Here is a 16,437-nt window from a genome sequence, read left to right as displayed (position 1 = left end):
TGATCCCTCAGGGGAAGGCGGTCAGACAAAAAGGATGCACTGGATGAGCGACACCGATGAGCAGGGGATTCTGATCTACGAAGCGGACGACGGTCATCTGGCAGTCGAGGTTCGATTGGAGCACGACACGCTCTGGCTCAACCTGCAGCAACTGTCCGACCTTTTCGGGCGTGACAAGTCGGTCATTTCGCGGCACCTGAAAGCCATCTTCGACAGCAGGGAACTGGATCGCGAACGAACCGTTGCAAAAAATGCAACCGTTCAACGCGAGGGGGATCGCGAAGTCACCCGGCAGATCGACTACTACAACCTCGACGCCATCATCTCCGTCGGCTACCGCGTCAACTCCCGGCAGGGCACACGCTTCCGCATCTGGGCCAACCAGGTGCTCAAGGACTACCTGGTCCAGGGTTACGCACTCAACGAGCAACGCCTGAAAGCCCAGCAGGCACGGGTTCGCGAACTGGAGCGGACGCTGACGCTGTTCCAGCAGAACCTCATCGACCAGGCCAGCCTGCCCGAGGCCCGGGGCCTGGTGAGCGTCATCGCCGGCTATGCGCGCACCTTCGTGCTGCTCAACCAGTTCGACAGCGAGCGCCTGCCCGCGGAAGGTTTCGATGAAAGCATCCGCTACGCCATCGAACCCGCCGATGCCCAAGCTGCGATCACGGCCCTGAAGACCGAGCTGCTGGCCAAGGGCGAGGCAAGCGAGTTGTTCGGCCGCCCCAAGGACGACAGCTTCCTCGGCATTCTCGGCAACGTCACGCAGTCCTTCGCCGGCCAGTTCCTCTACCCCAGCATCGAGGAGCAGGCTGCGCACCTGCTTTACTTCATCATCAAGAACCATCCGTTCACCGACGGCAACAAGCGTATCGGCGCCTTCCTGTTCATCTGGTTCCTGCAGCGCAACCAGCATCACCTCAAGCACGACGGCGAACTGAAGATCAACGACAACGCCCTGGCCGCCATCGCCCTGCTGGTGGCGCAAAGCGATCCGCGACAGAAAGAACTGATGATCCACCTGATCATGAACCTCATCCGCAACTGAGCCGTGCCCGCATGACACCGCCCTTCCAACCCGCCTGGTGGCTCCCCGGCCCGCATCTGCAGACGCTCTACGGCTCGCTGCTGCGCAAGGCGCCGGTGCTGCGCCGCGAGCGCGAGCGGCTGTGGCTGGAGGACGGTGACTTCCTCGACCTCGACTGGCACGGCCCGCACAGTGCGCGCACGCCACTGGTGCTGGCCGTCCATGGGCTGACCGGCTCTTCCGACTCGCACTACATCCGCGGCCTGCAGTTCGCCGTGCAGGCCCGCGGCTGGGCCAGCGTGGCGCTGAACTGGCGCGGCTGCTCGGGCGAGCCCAACCTGCTGCCGCGCGGCTACCACTCGGGCATCAGCGAGGACCTGGCAGCAGTCATCGAGCACCTGCGGCGCATGCGCCCGCTGGCGCCGCTGTACGCGGTGGGCTATTCGCTGGGCGGCAACGTGCTGCTCAAGTACCTCGGCGAGCAGGGCCAGGACTGCCCCCTGCGCGGCGCCGCAGCGGTGTCGGTGCCGTTCCGCCTGGACCGCTGCGCCGACCGCATCGGCATCGGCTTCTCGCGCATCTACCAGGCGCACTTCATGCGCGAACTGGTGGCCTACGTGCGCAACAAGCAGCAGAGTTTCGCCCAACGCGGCGCCCAGGAGCACCTGGCGGCGCTGGAACGCCTGGGGCCGCTGGACGGCATGCGCACCTTCTGGGACTTCGACGGCCGCGTCACTGCGCCGCTGCACGGCTTCGCCGACGCCCACGACTATTACAAGCGCGCCTCCAGCCGCTTCTACCTGGGCGGCATCCGCACCCCGACGCTGATCATCCATTCCAGCGACGATCCCTTCATCGACGCCGGCAGCATCCCGCCGGCGGACGAGCTCTCCGCCAGCACCGAGCTGGAGCTGCACGAGCACGGCGGCCACGTGGGCTTCATCGGCGGCACGCCAGGGCGGCCGGACTACTATCTGGAAAGGCGCATCCCCGACTGGCTGCTGGCCCTGCATGGCAGCGCCGGCTGACGCGAGCTTGACCGGGATCAGCATCTGCCGGCCAGCGATGGTCCAGGCTGGAAGCGCCAAAGGGCAAGGAGGGGAAGCCATGAGCGAAGCGACCATCCGCATCCACCGCGCCACGTCGCTGGACGATACCCAGTGCGCCGGCATAGCCACGCTCTACCGCGCCGTCGGCTGGGGCCACCCGAACGACGCGGACGAGTTGCGCGATCTCTGCGAATCTTCCGGCTACGTGCTGCTGGCCAGCGAGGGCGAGCAGGTGGTCGGCCTGCTCCGCGCCGAGCCGGAGAACGCCCAGACCACCTGGCTGGCGGAGCTGGCGGTGCTGCCTGGCCACCAAGGGCGAGGTATCGGCACTTCGCTGATGCAGCGCTTCATCGCCGACCATCCCGGCGCGCGCCTGTACACCGATGCTACAGATGGGGTGGAGGGGTTCTTCCTCCGGCATGGCCTGGAACTGCGCCAGCCGCTGGTGCCTGGGCCGCGCAAAGATTGATACCGGCGGGGGTCGATACGGCTTTTCGTAGGATGGGTTGAGCGAAGCGAAACCCATGCGGTCGTGGTGATGGGTATCGCTTCGCTCAACCCATCCTACGGCGGTGCTCCTCCTTGCCATGTAGGAGCGAGCTTGCTCGCGAACGGGCGTATGCCGGTTGCTTCGGTGCGACGTTGAATTCCTTTCCCTCTCCCCAGCCCTCTCCCTGAAGGTAGAGGGGGCTTGTCCGTGCCGAGACAAGGCAAGGTTTCAGCCGGAAACCTTCGGTGTTGCCGGCTGACTGCGGGACCTCCAACCCTGCCCAACGGTCCCCTCTCCCTTCAGGGAGAGGGTTAGGGAGAGGGCGCTCTTGGGCGAACACCAAGCACTCACCGGCAAACACCGTTCGCGAGCAAGCTCGCTCCTACGAAAAGCCAAACGTAGGACGCCATCCATGTGTGGTGATCACCCCTGTGGATAACTCACACGCCCTGCGAAGAACTTTCCGTCAACGGCACATACAGCCTTTCGGCGATCCGCTCCACCGCCGCCTGCGAATCCTCGGCGATGTGCCCGCTCTCCAGCGCCAGCACCTGGTAGATGCCGCGCCGCAGCAGTTCCTCGCTGAGGTCGCCGGTGACTTCCTGGGTGGTGCAGAGGAAGCGCACCCAGGAGGTGAGGATGATCCAGGCGTTGAGGGTCAGGGCCTCCAGCTGGATTTCGTCCATCCGCAATATCCCGGCCTCGACGAAGCCGCGGTAGATGGCCTTGGCGTTCACCAGCGCGCGGCGGGCGAAGGCGCGGTAGGCCGCGGCCAGCTCCGCGTCGCTTTCCAGCAGGTGCTCCAGGTCGCGGTGCAGGAAGCGGTAGCGCCACATGGCCGCCAGCAGCGCCTCCAGGTAGAAGGTCTTGTCCTCGATGGTCAGCCCGCGGCCTTCGGGCAGGCGCAGGAAGTCGTCGACACGCGCCTCGTACTCGGCGAACAGCTCAGCGATGATCGCCTGCTTGTTGCGGAAGTGGTAGTACAGGTTGCCCGGGGACATGCCCAGGTGCGCGGCGATGTGGTTGGTGGTGACGCTGCGCTCGCCCTGGGCGTTGAACAGCGCCAGGCTCTCCTGGACGATGCGGTCGCGGGTCTTGATGCGTGGGGCCATGCGCGGACTCGGAATCACTTTTCTACGGCAAGGGGCAAAGGTACACGGATTGCTACGTGCGATGCAGCCGGCGTAACACTCCGGGCGGCCGCCCAGCTTTTCGTTGGGTGGGCCGCGCGGCGCTGACGCGGCATGCTATTTGACACTTTAGAGTAATTGCTCTAAAAATCCAGCAACAAGCACAACGCGAAGCGCCCCACCCACTCGGAGCGCTTCCCCCAGCCGGTCCGCCGAGGAGCCCGCCATGGTCGCCGACATCGCCTACCTGCAGCAGACGCAGCAGGACATCAACCAGCTTCAGAGCCTGTTCGAGCGCCAGCGCCAGGCCTACCGCGCCAACCCGCAGCCCAGCGCCGGCCAGCGCCAGCAATGGCTCAAGAGCCTGGCCGACCTGCTGGTGCGCGAGCAGCAGCCGATCATCGAGGCCATTTCCCGCGACTTCAGCCACCGCTCCGCCGACGAGACCCTGCTCGCCGAGATCATGCCCAGCCTGCACGGCGTGCACTACGCGCGCAAACGCGTGGCGCGCTGGATGAAGCCCTCGCGGCGCAGCGTCGGCATCCAGTTCATGCCGGCCTCGGCCAAGGTGGTGTACCAGCCGCTGGGCGTGGCCGGGGTGATAGTGCCGTGGAACTACCCGCTGTTCCTTGCCATCGGCCCGCTGACCGCCGCGCTGGCCGCCGGCAACCGGGTGATGATCAAGATGAGCGAATCCACCCCGGCCACCGCCCAGGCGCTCAAGGAACTGCTGGCCAAGGTCTTCCCCGAGGACCTGGTGGCCGTGGTCCAGGGCGAGGTGGACGTCGGCGTGGCCTTCTCCAAGCTGCCCTTCGACCACCTGCTGTTCACCGGCGCCACCAGCGTCGGCAAGCACGTGATGCGCGCCGCGGCGGAGAACCTCACCCCGGTCACCCTGGAACTGGGCGGCAAATCGCCGGCGCTGATCTCGGAGAACGTGCCGATGAAGGACGCCGCCGAGCGCATCGCCTTCGGCAAGTCGCTCAACGCCGGGCAGACCTGCGTGGCGCCGGACTACGTGCTGGTGCCGCAGCAGCGCGTCGAGGAGTTCGTCAGCGCTTACCGCGACGTGGTGCAGGGCTTCTTCCCGACGGTGGAGAACAACCCCGACTACACCGCCATCGTCAACGAACGCCAGTTGGCCCGCCTCAACGGCTACCTGAGCGATGCCCAGGCCAAGGGCGCGCAGGTCATTCGCCTGCTGCCGGAAGCCAGCGGGCGGCGCCTGCCCCAGGCGCTGCTGCTGAACGTCGACGACGACATGAAGGTGATGCAGGACGAGATCTTCGGCCCGCTGCTGCCGGTCGTCCCCTACCAGCGCCTGGACGAGGCCCTGGCCTACATCAACGACCGGCCGCGGCCGCTGGCCCTGTACTACTTCGGCTACGACAAGCGCGAGCAGGAGCAGGTGCTGGCGCAGACCCACTCCGGCGGCGTGTGCCTGAACGACACCCTGCTGCACGTCGCCCAGGACGACATGCCCTTCGGCGGCGTCGGCCCCTCCGGCATGGGCCACTACCACGGCCACGAAGGCTTCCTCACCTTCAGCAAGGCCAAGGCGGTGTTCAGCAAGCCGCGCTTCAACGCCGCCCGGGTGATCTACCCGCCCTACGGCAAGGCGCTGCAGAAACTGGTCTACAAGCTGTTCGTCCGCTGAAACCGCGTATTCCACCCAGGTGAAACAACAACAATGACAGACACCTCCCTGAGCGCGCCGGGACTCTCCCGGCGCGGCGTGCTCAAGATCGGCCTGCTCGGCGGCGCCTTCCTGGCCACCGCCGGCGTCACCGCCACCCTCAGCGGCTGCTCGGCCAGCACCCCGGCCAGCGGCATGAAGGTCATCCGCGAGTCCGACCTGCCCTTCCTGCGCGCCCTGATCCCGGTGATGCTGGCCGGCGCCGTGCCGGCCGAGCGCATGGCCGAGGCGGTGCAGGCCAGCCTCGCCGGCCTCGACCACACCCTCCACCACCTCTCGCCGGAAATGCTCAAGCTCACCGTGCAGTTGTTCGACGTGCTGGCCCTGCCGGTCACCCGCGGCCCGCTCACCGGCATCTGGGGCAGCTGGGAGAAGGCCGGCGCGGACGACGTGAGGCATTTCCTGGAGCGCTGGCAGAACAGCTCCATCGGCCTGCTGAAGATGGGCCACAGCTCGCTGCTGCAGCTGGTGATGATGGCCTGGTACGGGCGCCCGGAATCCTGGGCGCACTGCGGCTACCCCGGGCCGCCGAAGGTCTGAGCGCCGCCACTCCCATAACAAGAATTCCCGAGAGTACCCCTGATGCCCGTACCCGATCTGTTCGCCGAGGGCCTGGCCCGCGGCTGGAAAGTCCACGATGGCTCGCGCCTGGACAACGACCTGACCCTGGAAGCCGACGTGGTCGTCATCGGCTCCGGCGCCGGCGGCGGCACCACCGCGGAAATCCTCAGCGGCGCCGGCTACAAGGTGCTGCTGGTGGAGGAAGGCCCGCTCAAGACCAGCTCCGACTTCAAGATGCAGGAGCCGGAGGCCTACTCCAGCCTGTACCAGGAAGGCATCGGACGGATGAGCAAGGACGGCGCCATCACCATCCTCCAGGGCCGCGCCGTGGGCGGCACCACCCTGGTCAACTGGACCTCCAGCTTCCGCACCCCCGACGCCACCCTGGAGCACTGGGCCAGGGAACACGGGGTGAAGGGCCACAGCCCGGCGGAAATGGCCCCCTGGTTCGCGAAAATGGAAGAACGCCTGGGCGTGGCGCCCTGGATCATGCCGCCGAACTTCAACAACGACGTGATCCGCCGCGGCTGCGAGAAGCTCGGCTACCACTGGAAGGTCATCCCGCGCAACGTGCGCGGCTGCTGGAACCTCGGCTACTGCGGCATGGGCTGCCCGACCAACGCCAAGCAGTCGATGCTGGTCACCACCATCCCGGCCAGCCTGGACAAGGGCGGCGAGCTGCTGTTCCTGGCCCGCGCCAACCGCCTGTTGCACGACGGCGGCAAGGTCAGCGGCCTGGAATGCCTGGCCATGGACGCACGCTGCGTGGCGCCCACCGGCCGCAAGATCACCGTCAAGGCGCGCCACTACGTGCTCGCCGGCGGCGGCATCAACAGCCCGGCGGTGCTGCTGCGCTCCAAGGCGCCGGACCCCAACGGCCGCGTCGGCCAGCGCACCTTCCTGCACGTGGTGAACTTCAGCGCCGCGCAGTTCGACGAGGTGGTCAACCCCTTCTACGGCGCGCCGCAGTCGATCTACTCCGACCACTTCCAGTGGGACAACGGCACCGCCGGGCACATGTCCTACAAGCTGGAAGTGCCGCCGCTGCAGCCGGCCCTGGCGGCCACCCTGCTCGGCCGCTTCGGCGTCGACAACGCCCTGCGTATGGAGCAGTTGCCGCACACCAACATGATCCTCGCCCTGATGCGCGACGGCTTCCACCCGGATAGCGCAGTGGGCACGGTGAGCCTGCGCGGCGACGACACCCCGGTGCTCGACTACCGCATGACCGACTACACCTGGGACGGCATCCGCCGCGCCTTCCACACCATGGCCGAGGTGCAGTTCGCCGCCGGCGCCAAGACAGTGCTGCCGCTGCACGCCGACGCCGGCTACGTGAAGACGCCCGCCGAAGCCCGCGCGCTGATCGACGGCCTGAGCCTTGAGCTGTACCGCACCCGCCTGGGCAGCGCCCACGTGATGGGCGGCTGCGCCATGGGCGAGGACCCGCGGCAATCGGTGTGCGACAGCCTCGGCCGCCACCACCAGCTGGAGAACCTGTCGATCCACGACGGCTCGCTGTTCCCCACCAGCATCGGCGCCAACCCGCAGCTGTCGGTCTACGGCCTGACCGCGCAGCTGGCCAGCGGCCTCGCCGAGCGCCTGGGCAAGGCCTGAGCCCCGATCCCGGCGCGAAGGCTCTGCCACGGGCCTTGCGCGCCGGCCGGCGGTTTCCTCCCGGGAAAATCCGGTAGTCCGCGCCGGCGGGCACTACCAAGGTCGCTTGGCCCATCCGGGCTGCTGCGTTACCATCCAGCCCCGCCAATGCCCACGCCTGCCCCTTGAACCACCAGGACGCTGCGATGAACCGAGTGCTGTACCCGGGTACCTTCGACCCCATCACCAAAGGCCATGCCGATCTGGTCGAGCGGGCCTCGCGGCTGTTCGACCAGGTGATCATCGCCGTTGCCGCCAGCCCCAAGAAGAACCCCCTGTTCCCCCTGGAACAACGGGTCGAACTGGCGCGCCAGGTCACCTCGCACCTGCCCAACGTCGAAGTCGTCGGCTTCTCCACCCTGCTCGCGCACTTCGTCAAGGAACAGAACGCCAACATCCTGCTGCGCGGCCTGCGCGCGGTGTCGGACTTCGAGTACGAGTTCCAGCTGGCCAACATGAACCGCCAGCTCGCCCCGGACGTGGAGAGCATGTTCCTCACCCCGTCGGAGAAGTATTCGTACATCTCCTCGACCCTGGTGCGCGAGATCGCCGCCCTGGGTGGCGACATCACCAAGTTCGTCCATCCCGCGGTGTCCAGCGCCCTGGCCGAGCGCTTCAAGCGCTGACCGGGCGCCGCCAGGGAAGGCGGCAATTGATCCGGCCGGCGTGCAACGCGCACGCCAATGCGGCAAAATTGCAGCATTCCTGTTGCTGACAGCCTGGCCATGGGCCAAGGCCGGAGTTTTTCGATGTCCCTGAAAATCACCGACGATTGCATCAACTGCGACGTCTGCGAACCCGAGTGCCCGAACGGCGCCATCTCCCAGGGCGAGGAGATCTACGTGATCGACCCGAACCTGTGCACCGAGTGCGTCGGCCACTACGACGAGCCGCAGTGCCAGCAGGTCTGCCCGGTGGACTGCATCCCCCTCGACGACGCCCATGTCGAGAGCAAGGACGAGCTGATGCAGAAGTACCTCAAGATCACCGGCAAGGCCTGACCGCGCGGGCTTGACAGGCGGATCGCCGAAATCCCACAGGGCATTCGGCAACCGCGACGCGGCGGGATTGTCTATCCTCCCAATTCGCTCCCGTGGTTTTTCCCGGATGCCAGTCCGGGGCCACCCGACGATTCGTGAGATGCCATGTCCCTGCTGAACCACAGTTTCCGTTCCCTCGCCCTCGCCTGCGGCCTGCTGTTGCTCGGCGCCGCCAGCGTCCATGCCGCCAGCCAGCCGGTCGCCCAGGCCACCGTGGCCAGCGCCCACCCGGCGGCCACCGTGGCCGGCCTGGAAACCCTCGCCGGCGGCGGCAACGCCTTCGACGCCGCGGTGGCCATCGCCGCCGCCCTGGCGGTGGCCGAACCCTACAGCTCGGGCCTGGGCGGTGGCGGCTTCTTCCTGCTGCGCCAGGCCGGGCCGACGCCCAGCTACCGCTTCATCGACGCCCGCGAGCGCGCGCCGCTGGCCGCCAGCGCGCAGATGTACGTGCGCAACGGCAAGGTGCAGCCGGAACTGTCGCTGAACGGCCCGCTGGCCGCCGCCATCCCCGGCCTGCCCGCGGCCCTGGTGGAGCTCACCAGCCGCTTCGGCCGCAAGCCGCTGGCCGACAACCTGGTGCCGGCGATCCGCCTGGCCACCGACGGGGTCTCCGTCGACCGCATCTACATCACCCGCGCCGCCGGCCGCCTGGAAGCCATGCGCAAGGACCGCGAGACCTCGCGCATCTTCCTGCAGCAGGGCAACCTGCCCGAGGAATGGGACCTGCTGCGCCAGCCGGACCTGGCCAACACCCTGTCGCGCCTGGCGCGCTACGGCCGCAGCGGCTTCTACGAAGGCGAGACGGCGGAGCAACTGGTGCAGGGCGTGCGCGCCGCCGGCGGCGTCTGGAGCCTGGAAGACCTGCGCAGCTACCAGGTGGTGGAACGCCAGCCGCTGCGCTACCCGCTGGGCGACGGCCGCGAGCTGGTCAGCGCGCCGCCGCCCTCGGCCGGCGGCGTGGCCATCGCCCAGAGCCTGGGTATGCTCGCCCAGCTGCCCTGGCAGAAGGCCGAGCCCATCCAGCGCGTGCACTACGTGGCCGAGGTCCTGCGCCGCGCCTACCACGACCGCAGCATGCTCGGCGACCCGGACCGCATCGCCAACCCGGTGCAGCAACTGCTCGCCCCCGACTACCTCAAGCGCCTGGCCGCCGGCATCGACCCGCGCCGCGCCACGCCCAGCGCGTCCCTGCCGCCGGCGCCGAGCTGGCGCGAGGGCGACCACACCACGCACTTCGTGGTGATCGACGAACAGGGCAATGCGGTGGCAGCCACCCTTTCGGTCAACCTGCCGTTCGGCTCCACCTTCACCCCGCCCGGCACCGGCGTGCTGCTCAACGACGAAATGGACGACTTCGCCGCCGACATCCAGGGCAGCAACGCCTACGGCCTGGCCGGCAGCGCGGCCAACGCCATCGCCCCCGGCAAGCGCCCGCTGTCGAGCATGAGCCCGAGCTTCATCGAAAGCCCCGAGGAACTGGCGGCCTTCGGCACCCCGGGCGGCAGCCGCATCCCCAGCATGGTGCTGCTGGCCATGCTGCAGTACCTGGACGGCCGCTCGGTGCAGAGCTGGGTGGGCGCGCCGCGTTACCACAACCAGTACCTGCCCGACGTGCTGGAGCACGAGCCGCGCACCTTCACCGAGGCGCAGAAGGCCGAGCTGAATGGCCGTGGCTACAGCCTCAAGGAAGTCGCCCCGTCCTACGGCAACCAGCAGGTGCTGCTGTGGCGCAAGAAGACCGGGAACGTGGATGCCGCCAGCGACCCGCGCGGCATCGGCCTGGCCGCCGGGACCACGGTGCACTACTGAGTCAGGGCACCAGCAGCGAGGGCGCCCCGTCGGCATCGCGCTCGGGCAGGGCGCCGTCAAGGCCCTGCTCGGCGCGCAGCTGCAGCACGTTGCGCAGGCTCTGCACGATGCGGCTGGCGTAGCCCAGGTCGTTCATCAGCGAGCTGGTCTGGGCGCCGTCCAGCTCGTGGCGGCGCACCGCGGCGAACAGGCGGTTGCGGAAGGCGCCGTCGAACTCCGCGGCCTGTTCGTCGAACAGCGCCAGGCGCGCGGCCCAGGCGCCTTCCGGCAGCTGGCGGGGGTCGAGGGCGCCGATGGCGCGCACCTCGCGCAACGCGCCCAGCAGGTGGCGGCGCAGCTCCAGGTAGCATTCCCGCGCCACCGAAGGCTCGCCCTGCAGCGCCCTCCCCAGGTTCTTCTGCAGGTGCTTGGCGTCCTTCACCGCGTCCACCAGTTGCAGCGCCGCCACCTGGCAGGCCATCCAGAAATGCTGGTGCGCCTCGTCCAGCGGCGTCTCCAGGCGCCCCATGAAGCTCAACAGGTCGCCGTACACGCCCTTGATGTGCTGCTGGTAGAGCGCCTGGGCGTCCATGGCGAAGCGCTCCGGCCCGGCGTGCAGGGCGGCCTCGTCCACCTTCGGCTGGTTGAGCAGGTCCACCGGCAGGTAGAGCGCGTGGCAGATCACCTCGATGCTCAGGCGCCCCAGGTGCTGCAGCTCCTGGGTCACCGCGCTGGCGGCGGCGTCCGCCGAATCCAGGGCGCGCTCGCTGAGGTAGCGCGCATGGGTGCGCTCCGGCAGTTGCACCGCGGTCGCCGGGGCCAGGTCGGTAATCAGCACCGAAGGCTCCTCGACGTCCGGCAGCCAGCGGATCAGCCACTGCGCCAGGCGCGTCTGCAACGGCCAGAACAGCAGCACGCCCATGCCGTTGAACAGGGTGTGGAAGGCCGCCAGTTGGATCAGCAGGTTGTCGCCCAGGCCGACCTGGGCGGTCAGCCAGCGCACCAGCCAGGTCAGCGGCGCCAGTAGGATGAAGGCGATCACTCCGCTGACTACGTTGAACAGCACGTGGGCCAGGGCCAGGCGCTGGCCGTTGCGGTTGCCGCCCAGGGAGCCGACGAAGGCGGTGGTCACGCTGCTGCCGACGTTGGAACCGATGGCGATGGCCAGGCTCTGGCCCAGCTCCAGCTGGCCGCCGGCCAGCGCGGCGAGGGTCAGCATCAGGGTGGCGTGGCTGGACTGCAGCACCACGGTGACCAGGGTGCCGATGCCGACGAACAGCAGGGCGCCCAGCACGCCTTCGGCCTGCAGGCCGGTCATGTCCATGGCGTCGCCGAAGCTGGAGAAACCTTCCTTGATCTGGTCGATGCCGAGGAAGATGAAGGCGATGCCCATGAGGATGCGCCCGGCGGCCTTGCTCTTGGGCCCGTTGAAGCTGGCCAGCACGCCGAACACCAGCAGCGGCAGGGCCAGCGGGCTCAGGCTGAGGTTCTGCCCGGCCAGGGCCAGCAGCCAGATGCCGCTGGTGGCGCCGAGGTTGGCGCCGAAGAGGATGGCGATGCCGCTGGCCAGTTGGATCAGCCCGGTGCTGATGAAGGCGATGGTGAGCAGCGAGACCAGGGTGCTGGACTGCAGCACGAAGGTGCCGCACAGGCCGAACAGCAGGCTCTTGGACGGCGTCGAGGTGCTGCGTTCGAGCCACAGCTCCAACTGGCTGCCGGCCAGGTCGCGCAGGCCCTCCTCCAGGCACTGCATGCCGAACAGGAACAGCGCCAGGCCCGCGCCCAGCTGCAGCAGCCCGGCGCTGGACCAGAAGGCGTAGCCGAGCCCGCCCCCCGCCAGCAGCAGGAGCAGCGGGCGCAGGTGCTTCTTCAGTTCGCTACGGGCCATGGCCCCCTCGGCAAGGGCGCGCCGGCGTACCGGCGCGACAGAGGATCAGTCCTGCTTGTAGCCGCTTTCGGTGCAGCCCAGGCAGCGCACGAAGGTGGCCTTGCCCGGATCCACCACCAGCGCCTGGCCGGCTTCCTTGACATTGCCGCCCAGGGCGGTGAACGGCAGGCTGACGATGAAGGCCGCGGTGCCGATCACGGTGGCGCCCAGCAGCAGCGGGCGGGCGATGATCAGGTCGCCGAGCATCTTGTAGAACGGCGGCGAGTCGGTGCTGTAGATCGGGTCCCCGCTGGAGGTGTTGCTGATCGCGTCGGAGGCCTGGGCGGTAACGGCCGACAGACCGAAGGTCAGGGCCAGAACGACGGCCAGGGCGCGGAACAGGTTCATGGCGTAAATCCTTTTTATGCTGGGTTGGCAGGCAGACTGCCATTAACTATATCAGCGCGACAGGGCTTGTCAGCGTGATGGCCATCAACCGCCGAGGAAGGCGTGCTCCGGCTTCCTCGGCACGAAGGGGCGGTAGAAGGCCAGCATCCGCTGCAGGTCGGCCGCCTCGTCGCCGCTCGGCCAGAACGGCTCGCCGATGACGATGCGGCGGTTGCCATAGTCCAGCGCCGCCAGCACCACCGGCACGCCGGCGCCGCTGGCGATGTGGTAGAAGCCCATCTTCCAGCGCTCGACCTTCTTGCGCGTGCCCTCGGGGGAGATGATCAGGATCATCTCGCGGCTGTCGCGGAAGGCCTGCACCGCCTGCTCCACGGTGTTCAGCTTGAGGTGGCGCTGGATCGGGATGCCGCCCCAGCGCCGCAGCAGGCCGCCGAACGGCCAACGGAACAGGGTGTGCTTGGCGAACCAGCGGGCGTTCAGGCGCAGCACGAACTTGGCCGCCAGGAACAGCATGAAATCCCAGTTGGACGTGTGGTGCGCGCCTATCACCACGAACTTGTCGAGAGGCGGCAAGGCGCCTTCGATGCGCCAGCCGGCGGCCTTGAGCATGCCGTGGCCGAGCCATTCGGCGAAAGGGTTGCGGGGCAGGTAGTTGCCGGACATCGATGGACCTTCTTGTTGTTATGGGTGCAGGGCAGGGTTCGCGAGCAAGCTCGCTCCAGGCGGCCGCTCTTCGTAGGAGCGAGGGGGGCGCCTAGTTCTTGCTCGCGAACCACCCGATAGCAATAGCGGAAAAGCGCCCGCTCAGCGTTGGCAGCGCGGACAGTAGACGCTGGCGCGCTGGCCCAGGCGCACCTCGCGCAGGGTACTGCCGCAGACCTTGCAGAACTCCCCGCCGCGGCCGTAGACGAACAGCTCCTGCTGGAAATAGCCGGGCTGGCCGTCGCCGCCGACGAAGTCGCGCAGGGTGGTGCCGCCGCGCTCGATGGCGATGGCCAGGATGCGCTTGATCTCCTCGGCGAGCTTCAGGTAGCGCGCCCGCGAAATGCTCCCGGCCTCGCGGCGCGGGTCGATGCCGGCGGCGAACAGCGCCTCGGTGGCGTAGATGTTGCCCACCCCGACCACCACGGCGTTGTCCATGATGAACGGCTTGACCGCCATGCTGCGGCCGCGGGACAGCTGGTACAGGCGCTCGCCCTCGAAGGCGTCGGTGAGCGGTTCCGGGCCCAGGTGGCGCAGCAGCTCGTGCTCCAGCGGCGCCTGGCTCCAGAGCAGCGCGCCGAAGCGCCGCGGGTCGGTGTAGCGCAGCGCCAGGCCCGACTCCAGCTCGATGTCCACGTGCTCGTGCTTGGCCGGCGCCAGGCCGCACTCCACCAGGCGCAGGCTGCCGGACATGCCCAGGTGGCTGATCAGCGTGCCCGCCTCGGCCTCCAGCAGCAGGTACTTGGCGCGCCGCGTGACCTGCAGGATGCGCTGCCCGGACAGGCGCACGTCCAGGTCCTCGGGCACCGGCCAGCGCAGGCGCCGGTCGCGGACCACCACGCGGCTGACGCGCTGGCCTTCGAGGTAGGGCGCGATGCCCCGGCGGGTGGTTTCGACTTCGGGTAATTCAGGCATGGAAAGTCACGGCGATGATGATCTGTCTGTAGGCGCAAGCTTGCTCGCGAACCGCTTCGCTTGCCAGGGGCAGCTGTCTTGCCGGCTGCGCCGAGATGCTCTTCGTAGGATGGGTTGAGCCTGCGAAACCCATGCGGTTGCGCTGATGGGTATCGCTTCGCTCAACACCATCCTACGGGTGTTTCCCTTGCAGCCCCGTAGGAGCGGATCTTATCCGCGAATCGCGCCGGTGTGTCCGGCTATCGCGGACAAGGTCCGCTCCTACGGGAAGCACCATGCCTCAGTTGAACTGTAGGAGCGGGCCCTGCCCGCGATTTCGCGCGCAGGGCGCGCTCCTACATGGGAATGGCACGGAGGCGTGGCGTAGGAGGATCTTATCCGCGAATCGCGCCGGTGTGTCCGGCTATCGCGGACAAGGTCCGCTCCTACGGGAAGCACCATGCCTCAGTTGAACTGTAGGAGCGGGCCCTGCCCGCGATTTCGCGCGCAGGGCGCGCTCCTACATGGGAATGGCGCGGAGGCGTGGCGTAGGAGCGGATATTATCCGCGAACCACGCCGGTGTATCCGGCTATCGCGGACAAGGTCCGCTCCTACGGGAAGCGATTTAGTGCGCAGGGCGCGGGAAATCAATCCAGCGCGCGGGCCAGCTGGATCAGCTCGTCGCGCCAGGCCGCCGCCTTCGGCAGGGCCAGGAAGGAGCCGTTCAGGTAATCCTCGCGGGCCTCGTAGGTGAAGGCTTCGCCGCGCAGGTCCAGCACTTCGCCGCCGGCGCCTTCCAGCACGCCCTGGGCCGCCGCGGTGTCCCACTGCGAGGTGGGCGCCAGGCGCGGGTAGCAGTCGGCCGAGCCTTCGGCCAGCAGGCAGAATTTCAGCGAGCTGCCGATATTGGCCAGCTCCAGGTCGCCGAAGCGCTCGCCCAGGCCGGCCAGCAGGCGTTCCTGGGCCGGGCTGGAGTGGCGCTTGCTGGCCACCACGGTGAAGGCTTCGGCGGGCGCAGTGCGCACGCTGATCGGTTCGACCGCGCCGCTCGCATCCTGGCGCCAGGCGCCCAGACCGGCGCCGCCGTAATAGCAGCGGCCGGTGGCCGGAATGCCGACCACGCCGAACAGCACCTTGCCGTGCTCGATGAGGGCGACGTTGACGGTGAATTCCTCGCTGCCGGCGATGAACTCCTTGGTGCCGTCCAGCGGGTCGACCAGCCACCAGCGCGACCACTGGCTGCGCTCGGCCAGGGCGATGGCGCAATCCTCCTCGGACAGCACCGGCACCTCCGGCGCCAGCGCCCGCAGGCCCGCTTCCAGCACGCGGTGGGCGGCCAGGTCGGCGGCGGTCACCGGCGAGGCGTCGGCCTTCTCGTCCACTTTCAGTTCGCTGCGCCAGAACGGCAGTATGACTTCGCCGGCGCGCTGCGCCAGCGCCACGACGGATGGAATCAGGTCTTGCATCAGAGCTGCAGCTCCCCACGCTGGATCAGGATGTCGCGCACCAGGTAGAGCGCGGCCAGGGCGCGGCCTTCGCTGAAGGCGGCGTTCTGCGCCAGGCTGGACAGCTCGCGCAGGTTGATGCGGTCCACCCGCAGCGGCTCGGGTTCGTCGCCGGGCAGGCTTTCGGCGTAGAGGTCGCGGGCCAGCACCACCTGGATGCGCTGGCTCATGTAGCCCGGCGACAACGACAGCTCGGTGATGTATTCCAGCTGCCCCGCGCCGTAGCCGGCTTCTTCCTTCAGCTCGCGGTTGGCCGCGGCCAGCACGTCCTCGCCCGGCTCCACCAGGCCCTTGGGCAGCGACAGCTGGTATTCGTCGACGCCGGCGCAGTATTCCTCCACCAGCACGGCGTGCTCGGCGTCCAGCAGCGCCACCACCATCACCGCGCCATAACCCTGGCCTTTGCCCACCAGGCGCTCGTAGGTCCGCTCGACGCCGTTGGCGAAGCGCAACTGCAGCTCTTCGACTGCGAACAGGCGGCTCTTGGCGACGATCTCGCGGGCGAGCACCTCGGGTTTCTGACGCATGGGACGACTCCTGGGGCGGGTCCGGGTGGGCTATGATACCCGCCTTTTCCGATAATCCGTGCCGATCCTTGCGCCTCGATGGCGACAGGACGGCAC

At 68.2% G+C, this 16,437-nt stretch carries 16 protein-coding genes; 9 read left to right on the top strand and 7 right to left on the bottom strand.

Annotated features, from left to right (window positions below):
- Positions 1–43: 43 nt before the first annotated feature.
- From PcP3B5_RS02505 to PcP3B5_RS02495, 3 genes are all read left to right on the top strand, one after another.
- Complete coding sequence (locus PcP3B5_RS02505) at positions 44–1,048, top strand: virulence RhuM family protein/type II toxin-antitoxin system death-on-curing family toxin (protein ID WP_061560507.1); 1,005 nt, start codon at positions 44–46, stop codon at positions 1,046–1,048.
- 11 nt (positions 1,049–1,059) lie between these two features.
- On the top strand, positions 1,060–2,055 hold the full coding sequence (locus PcP3B5_RS02500; RefSeq protein WP_058487705.1) for a hydrolase: 996 nt from the start codon (positions 1,060–1,062) through the stop codon (positions 2,053–2,055).
- 79 nt (positions 2,056–2,134) lie between these two features.
- Positions 2,135–2,545, top strand: a complete 411-nt coding sequence (locus tag PcP3B5_RS02495; protein WP_061560506.1) for a GNAT family N-acetyltransferase — start codon at positions 2,135–2,137, stop codon at positions 2,543–2,545.
- Between the two features lie 461 nt (positions 2,546–3,006).
- On the opposite strand, the gene PcP3B5_RS02490 is transcribed toward PcP3B5_RS02495, so the two are convergent.
- Positions 3,007–3,678 (bottom strand): TetR/AcrR family transcriptional regulator, encoded by a 672-nt coding sequence (locus PcP3B5_RS02490; protein ID WP_061560505.1) that lies wholly within the window; start codon positions 3,676–3,678, stop codon positions 3,007–3,009.
- A gap of 244 nt (positions 3,679–3,922) precedes the next feature.
- On the opposite strand from PcP3B5_RS02490, the gene PcP3B5_RS02485 reads away from it, so the two are divergent.
- From PcP3B5_RS02485 to ggt, 6 genes are all read left to right on the top strand, one after another.
- Positions 3,923–5,353: a coniferyl aldehyde dehydrogenase gene (locus tag PcP3B5_RS02485; protein WP_061560504.1), complete on the top strand. Its 1,431-nt coding sequence runs from the start codon at positions 3,923–3,925 to the stop codon at positions 5,351–5,353.
- A gap of 33 nt (positions 5,354–5,386) precedes the next feature.
- Positions 5,387–5,932 (top strand): hypothetical protein, encoded by a 546-nt coding sequence (locus PcP3B5_RS02480; protein WP_061560503.1) that lies wholly within the window; start codon positions 5,387–5,389, stop codon positions 5,930–5,932.
- Positions 5,933–5,974: 42 nt separating this feature from the next.
- Positions 5,975–7,570, top strand: a complete 1,596-nt coding sequence (locus PcP3B5_RS02475; protein ID WP_061560502.1) for a GMC family oxidoreductase — start codon at positions 5,975–5,977, stop codon at positions 7,568–7,570.
- Positions 7,571–7,755: 185 nt separating this feature from the next.
- Complete coding sequence (gene coaD / locus PcP3B5_RS02470) at positions 7,756–8,235, top strand: pantetheine-phosphate adenylyltransferase (protein ID WP_009615178.1); 480 nt, start codon at positions 7,756–7,758, stop codon at positions 8,233–8,235.
- Positions 8,236–8,358: 123 nt separating this feature from the next.
- Positions 8,359–8,610, top strand: a complete 252-nt coding sequence (locus tag PcP3B5_RS02465; protein ID WP_009615176.1) for a YfhL family 4Fe-4S dicluster ferredoxin — start codon at positions 8,359–8,361, stop codon at positions 8,608–8,610.
- 144 nt (positions 8,611–8,754) lie between these two features.
- A complete protein-coding gene (ggt, locus tag PcP3B5_RS02460; RefSeq protein ID WP_061560501.1) occupies positions 8,755–10,458 on the top strand; it encodes a gamma-glutamyltransferase in 1,704 nt (567 codons plus the stop codon).
- A gap of 1 nt (position 10,459) precedes the next feature.
- On the opposite strand, the gene PcP3B5_RS02455 is transcribed toward ggt, so the two are convergent.
- The 6 genes from PcP3B5_RS02455 to nudE form a co-directional block, all read right to left on the bottom strand.
- On the bottom strand, positions 10,460–12,325 hold the full coding sequence (locus PcP3B5_RS02455; RefSeq protein WP_058487710.1) for a Na/Pi cotransporter family protein: 1,866 nt from the start codon (positions 12,323–12,325) through the stop codon (positions 10,460–10,462).
- A 45-nt stretch (positions 12,326–12,370) separates the two neighbouring features.
- Positions 12,371–12,712 (bottom strand): hypothetical protein, encoded by a 342-nt coding sequence (locus tag PcP3B5_RS02450; protein ID WP_043269552.1) that lies wholly within the window; start codon positions 12,710–12,712, stop codon positions 12,371–12,373.
- Positions 12,713–12,796: 84 nt separating this feature from the next.
- Positions 12,797–13,375, bottom strand: a complete 579-nt coding sequence (locus PcP3B5_RS02445) for a lysophospholipid acyltransferase family protein (protein WP_061560500.1) — start codon at positions 13,373–13,375, stop codon at positions 12,797–12,799.
- Positions 13,376–13,516: 141 nt separating this feature from the next.
- On the bottom strand, positions 13,517–14,329 hold the full coding sequence (gene mutM, locus PcP3B5_RS02440; protein WP_043313994.1) for a bifunctional DNA-formamidopyrimidine glycosylase/DNA-(apurinic or apyrimidinic site) lyase: 813 nt from the start codon (positions 14,327–14,329) through the stop codon (positions 13,517–13,519).
- A gap of 627 nt (positions 14,330–14,956) precedes the next feature.
- On the bottom strand, positions 14,957–15,775 hold the full coding sequence (gene cysQ, locus PcP3B5_RS02435) for a 3'(2'),5'-bisphosphate nucleotidase CysQ (RefSeq protein ID WP_061560499.1): 819 nt from the start codon (positions 15,773–15,775) through the stop codon (positions 14,957–14,959).
- Entirely contained in the window at positions 15,775–16,341 is a 567-nt protein-coding gene (gene nudE / locus PcP3B5_RS02430; RefSeq protein WP_009615159.1) for an ADP compounds hydrolase NudE, read from the bottom strand. Before nudE ends, cysQ begins: the two co-directional genes overlap by 1 nt.
- Positions 16,342–16,437 lie beyond the last annotated feature (96 nt).

It is taken from the genome of Pseudomonas citronellolis, assembly GCF_001586155.1.
GTDB classification, from domain to species: domain Bacteria; phylum Pseudomonadota; class Gammaproteobacteria; order Pseudomonadales; family Pseudomonadaceae; genus Pseudomonas; species Pseudomonas citronellolis.
This window is presented reverse-complemented; position numbering and strand designations above follow the sequence as displayed.

Excerpts from the sequence above, each read along its gene's own strand:
- PcP3B5_RS02480 (WP_061560503.1), top strand. The coding sequence starts at position 5,387 with ATGACAGACACCTCCCTGAGCGCGCCGGGACTCTCCCGGCGCGGCGTG.
- PcP3B5_RS02495 (WP_061560506.1), top strand. The coding sequence starts at position 2,135 with ATGAGCGAAGCGACCATCCGCATCCACCGCGCCACGTCGCTGGACGAT.
- PcP3B5_RS02455 (WP_058487710.1), bottom strand. The coding sequence starts at position 12,325 with ATGGCCCGTAGCGAACTGAAGAAGCACCTGCGCCCGCTGCTCCTGCTG.
- PcP3B5_RS02445 (WP_061560500.1), bottom strand. The coding sequence starts at position 13,375 with ATGTCCGGCAACTACCTGCCCCGCAACCCTTTCGCCGAATGGCTCGGC.
- cysQ (WP_061560499.1), bottom strand. The coding sequence starts at position 15,775 with ATGCAAGACCTGATTCCATCCGTCGTGGCGCTGGCGCAGCGCGCCGGC.
- PcP3B5_RS02505 (WP_061560507.1), top strand. The coding sequence starts at position 44 with ATGAGCGACACCGATGAGCAGGGGATTCTGATCTACGAAGCGGACGAC.
- ggt (WP_061560501.1), top strand. The coding sequence starts at position 8,755 with ATGTCCCTGCTGAACCACAGTTTCCGTTCCCTCGCCCTCGCCTGCGGC.
- mutM (WP_043313994.1), bottom strand. The coding sequence starts at position 14,329 with ATGCCTGAATTACCCGAAGTCGAAACCACCCGCCGGGGCATCGCGCCC.
- PcP3B5_RS02450 (WP_043269552.1), bottom strand. The coding sequence starts at position 12,712 with ATGAACCTGTTCCGCGCCCTGGCCGTCGTTCTGGCCCTGACCTTCGGT.
- PcP3B5_RS02485 (WP_061560504.1), top strand. The coding sequence starts at position 3,923 with ATGGTCGCCGACATCGCCTACCTGCAGCAGACGCAGCAGGACATCAAC.
- PcP3B5_RS02465 (WP_009615176.1), top strand. The coding sequence starts at position 8,359 with ATGTCCCTGAAAATCACCGACGATTGCATCAACTGCGACGTCTGCGAA.
- PcP3B5_RS02500 (WP_058487705.1), top strand. The coding sequence starts at position 1,060 with ATGACACCGCCCTTCCAACCCGCCTGGTGGCTCCCCGGCCCGCATCTG.
- nudE (WP_009615159.1), bottom strand. The coding sequence starts at position 16,341 with ATGCGTCAGAAACCCGAGGTGCTCGCCCGCGAGATCGTCGCCAAGAGC.
- PcP3B5_RS02475 (WP_061560502.1), top strand. The coding sequence starts at position 5,975 with ATGCCCGTACCCGATCTGTTCGCCGAGGGCCTGGCCCGCGGCTGGAAA.
- PcP3B5_RS02490 (WP_061560505.1), bottom strand. The coding sequence starts at position 3,678 with ATGGCCCCACGCATCAAGACCCGCGACCGCATCGTCCAGGAGAGCCTG.
- coaD (WP_009615178.1), top strand. The coding sequence starts at position 7,756 with ATGAACCGAGTGCTGTACCCGGGTACCTTCGACCCCATCACCAAAGGC.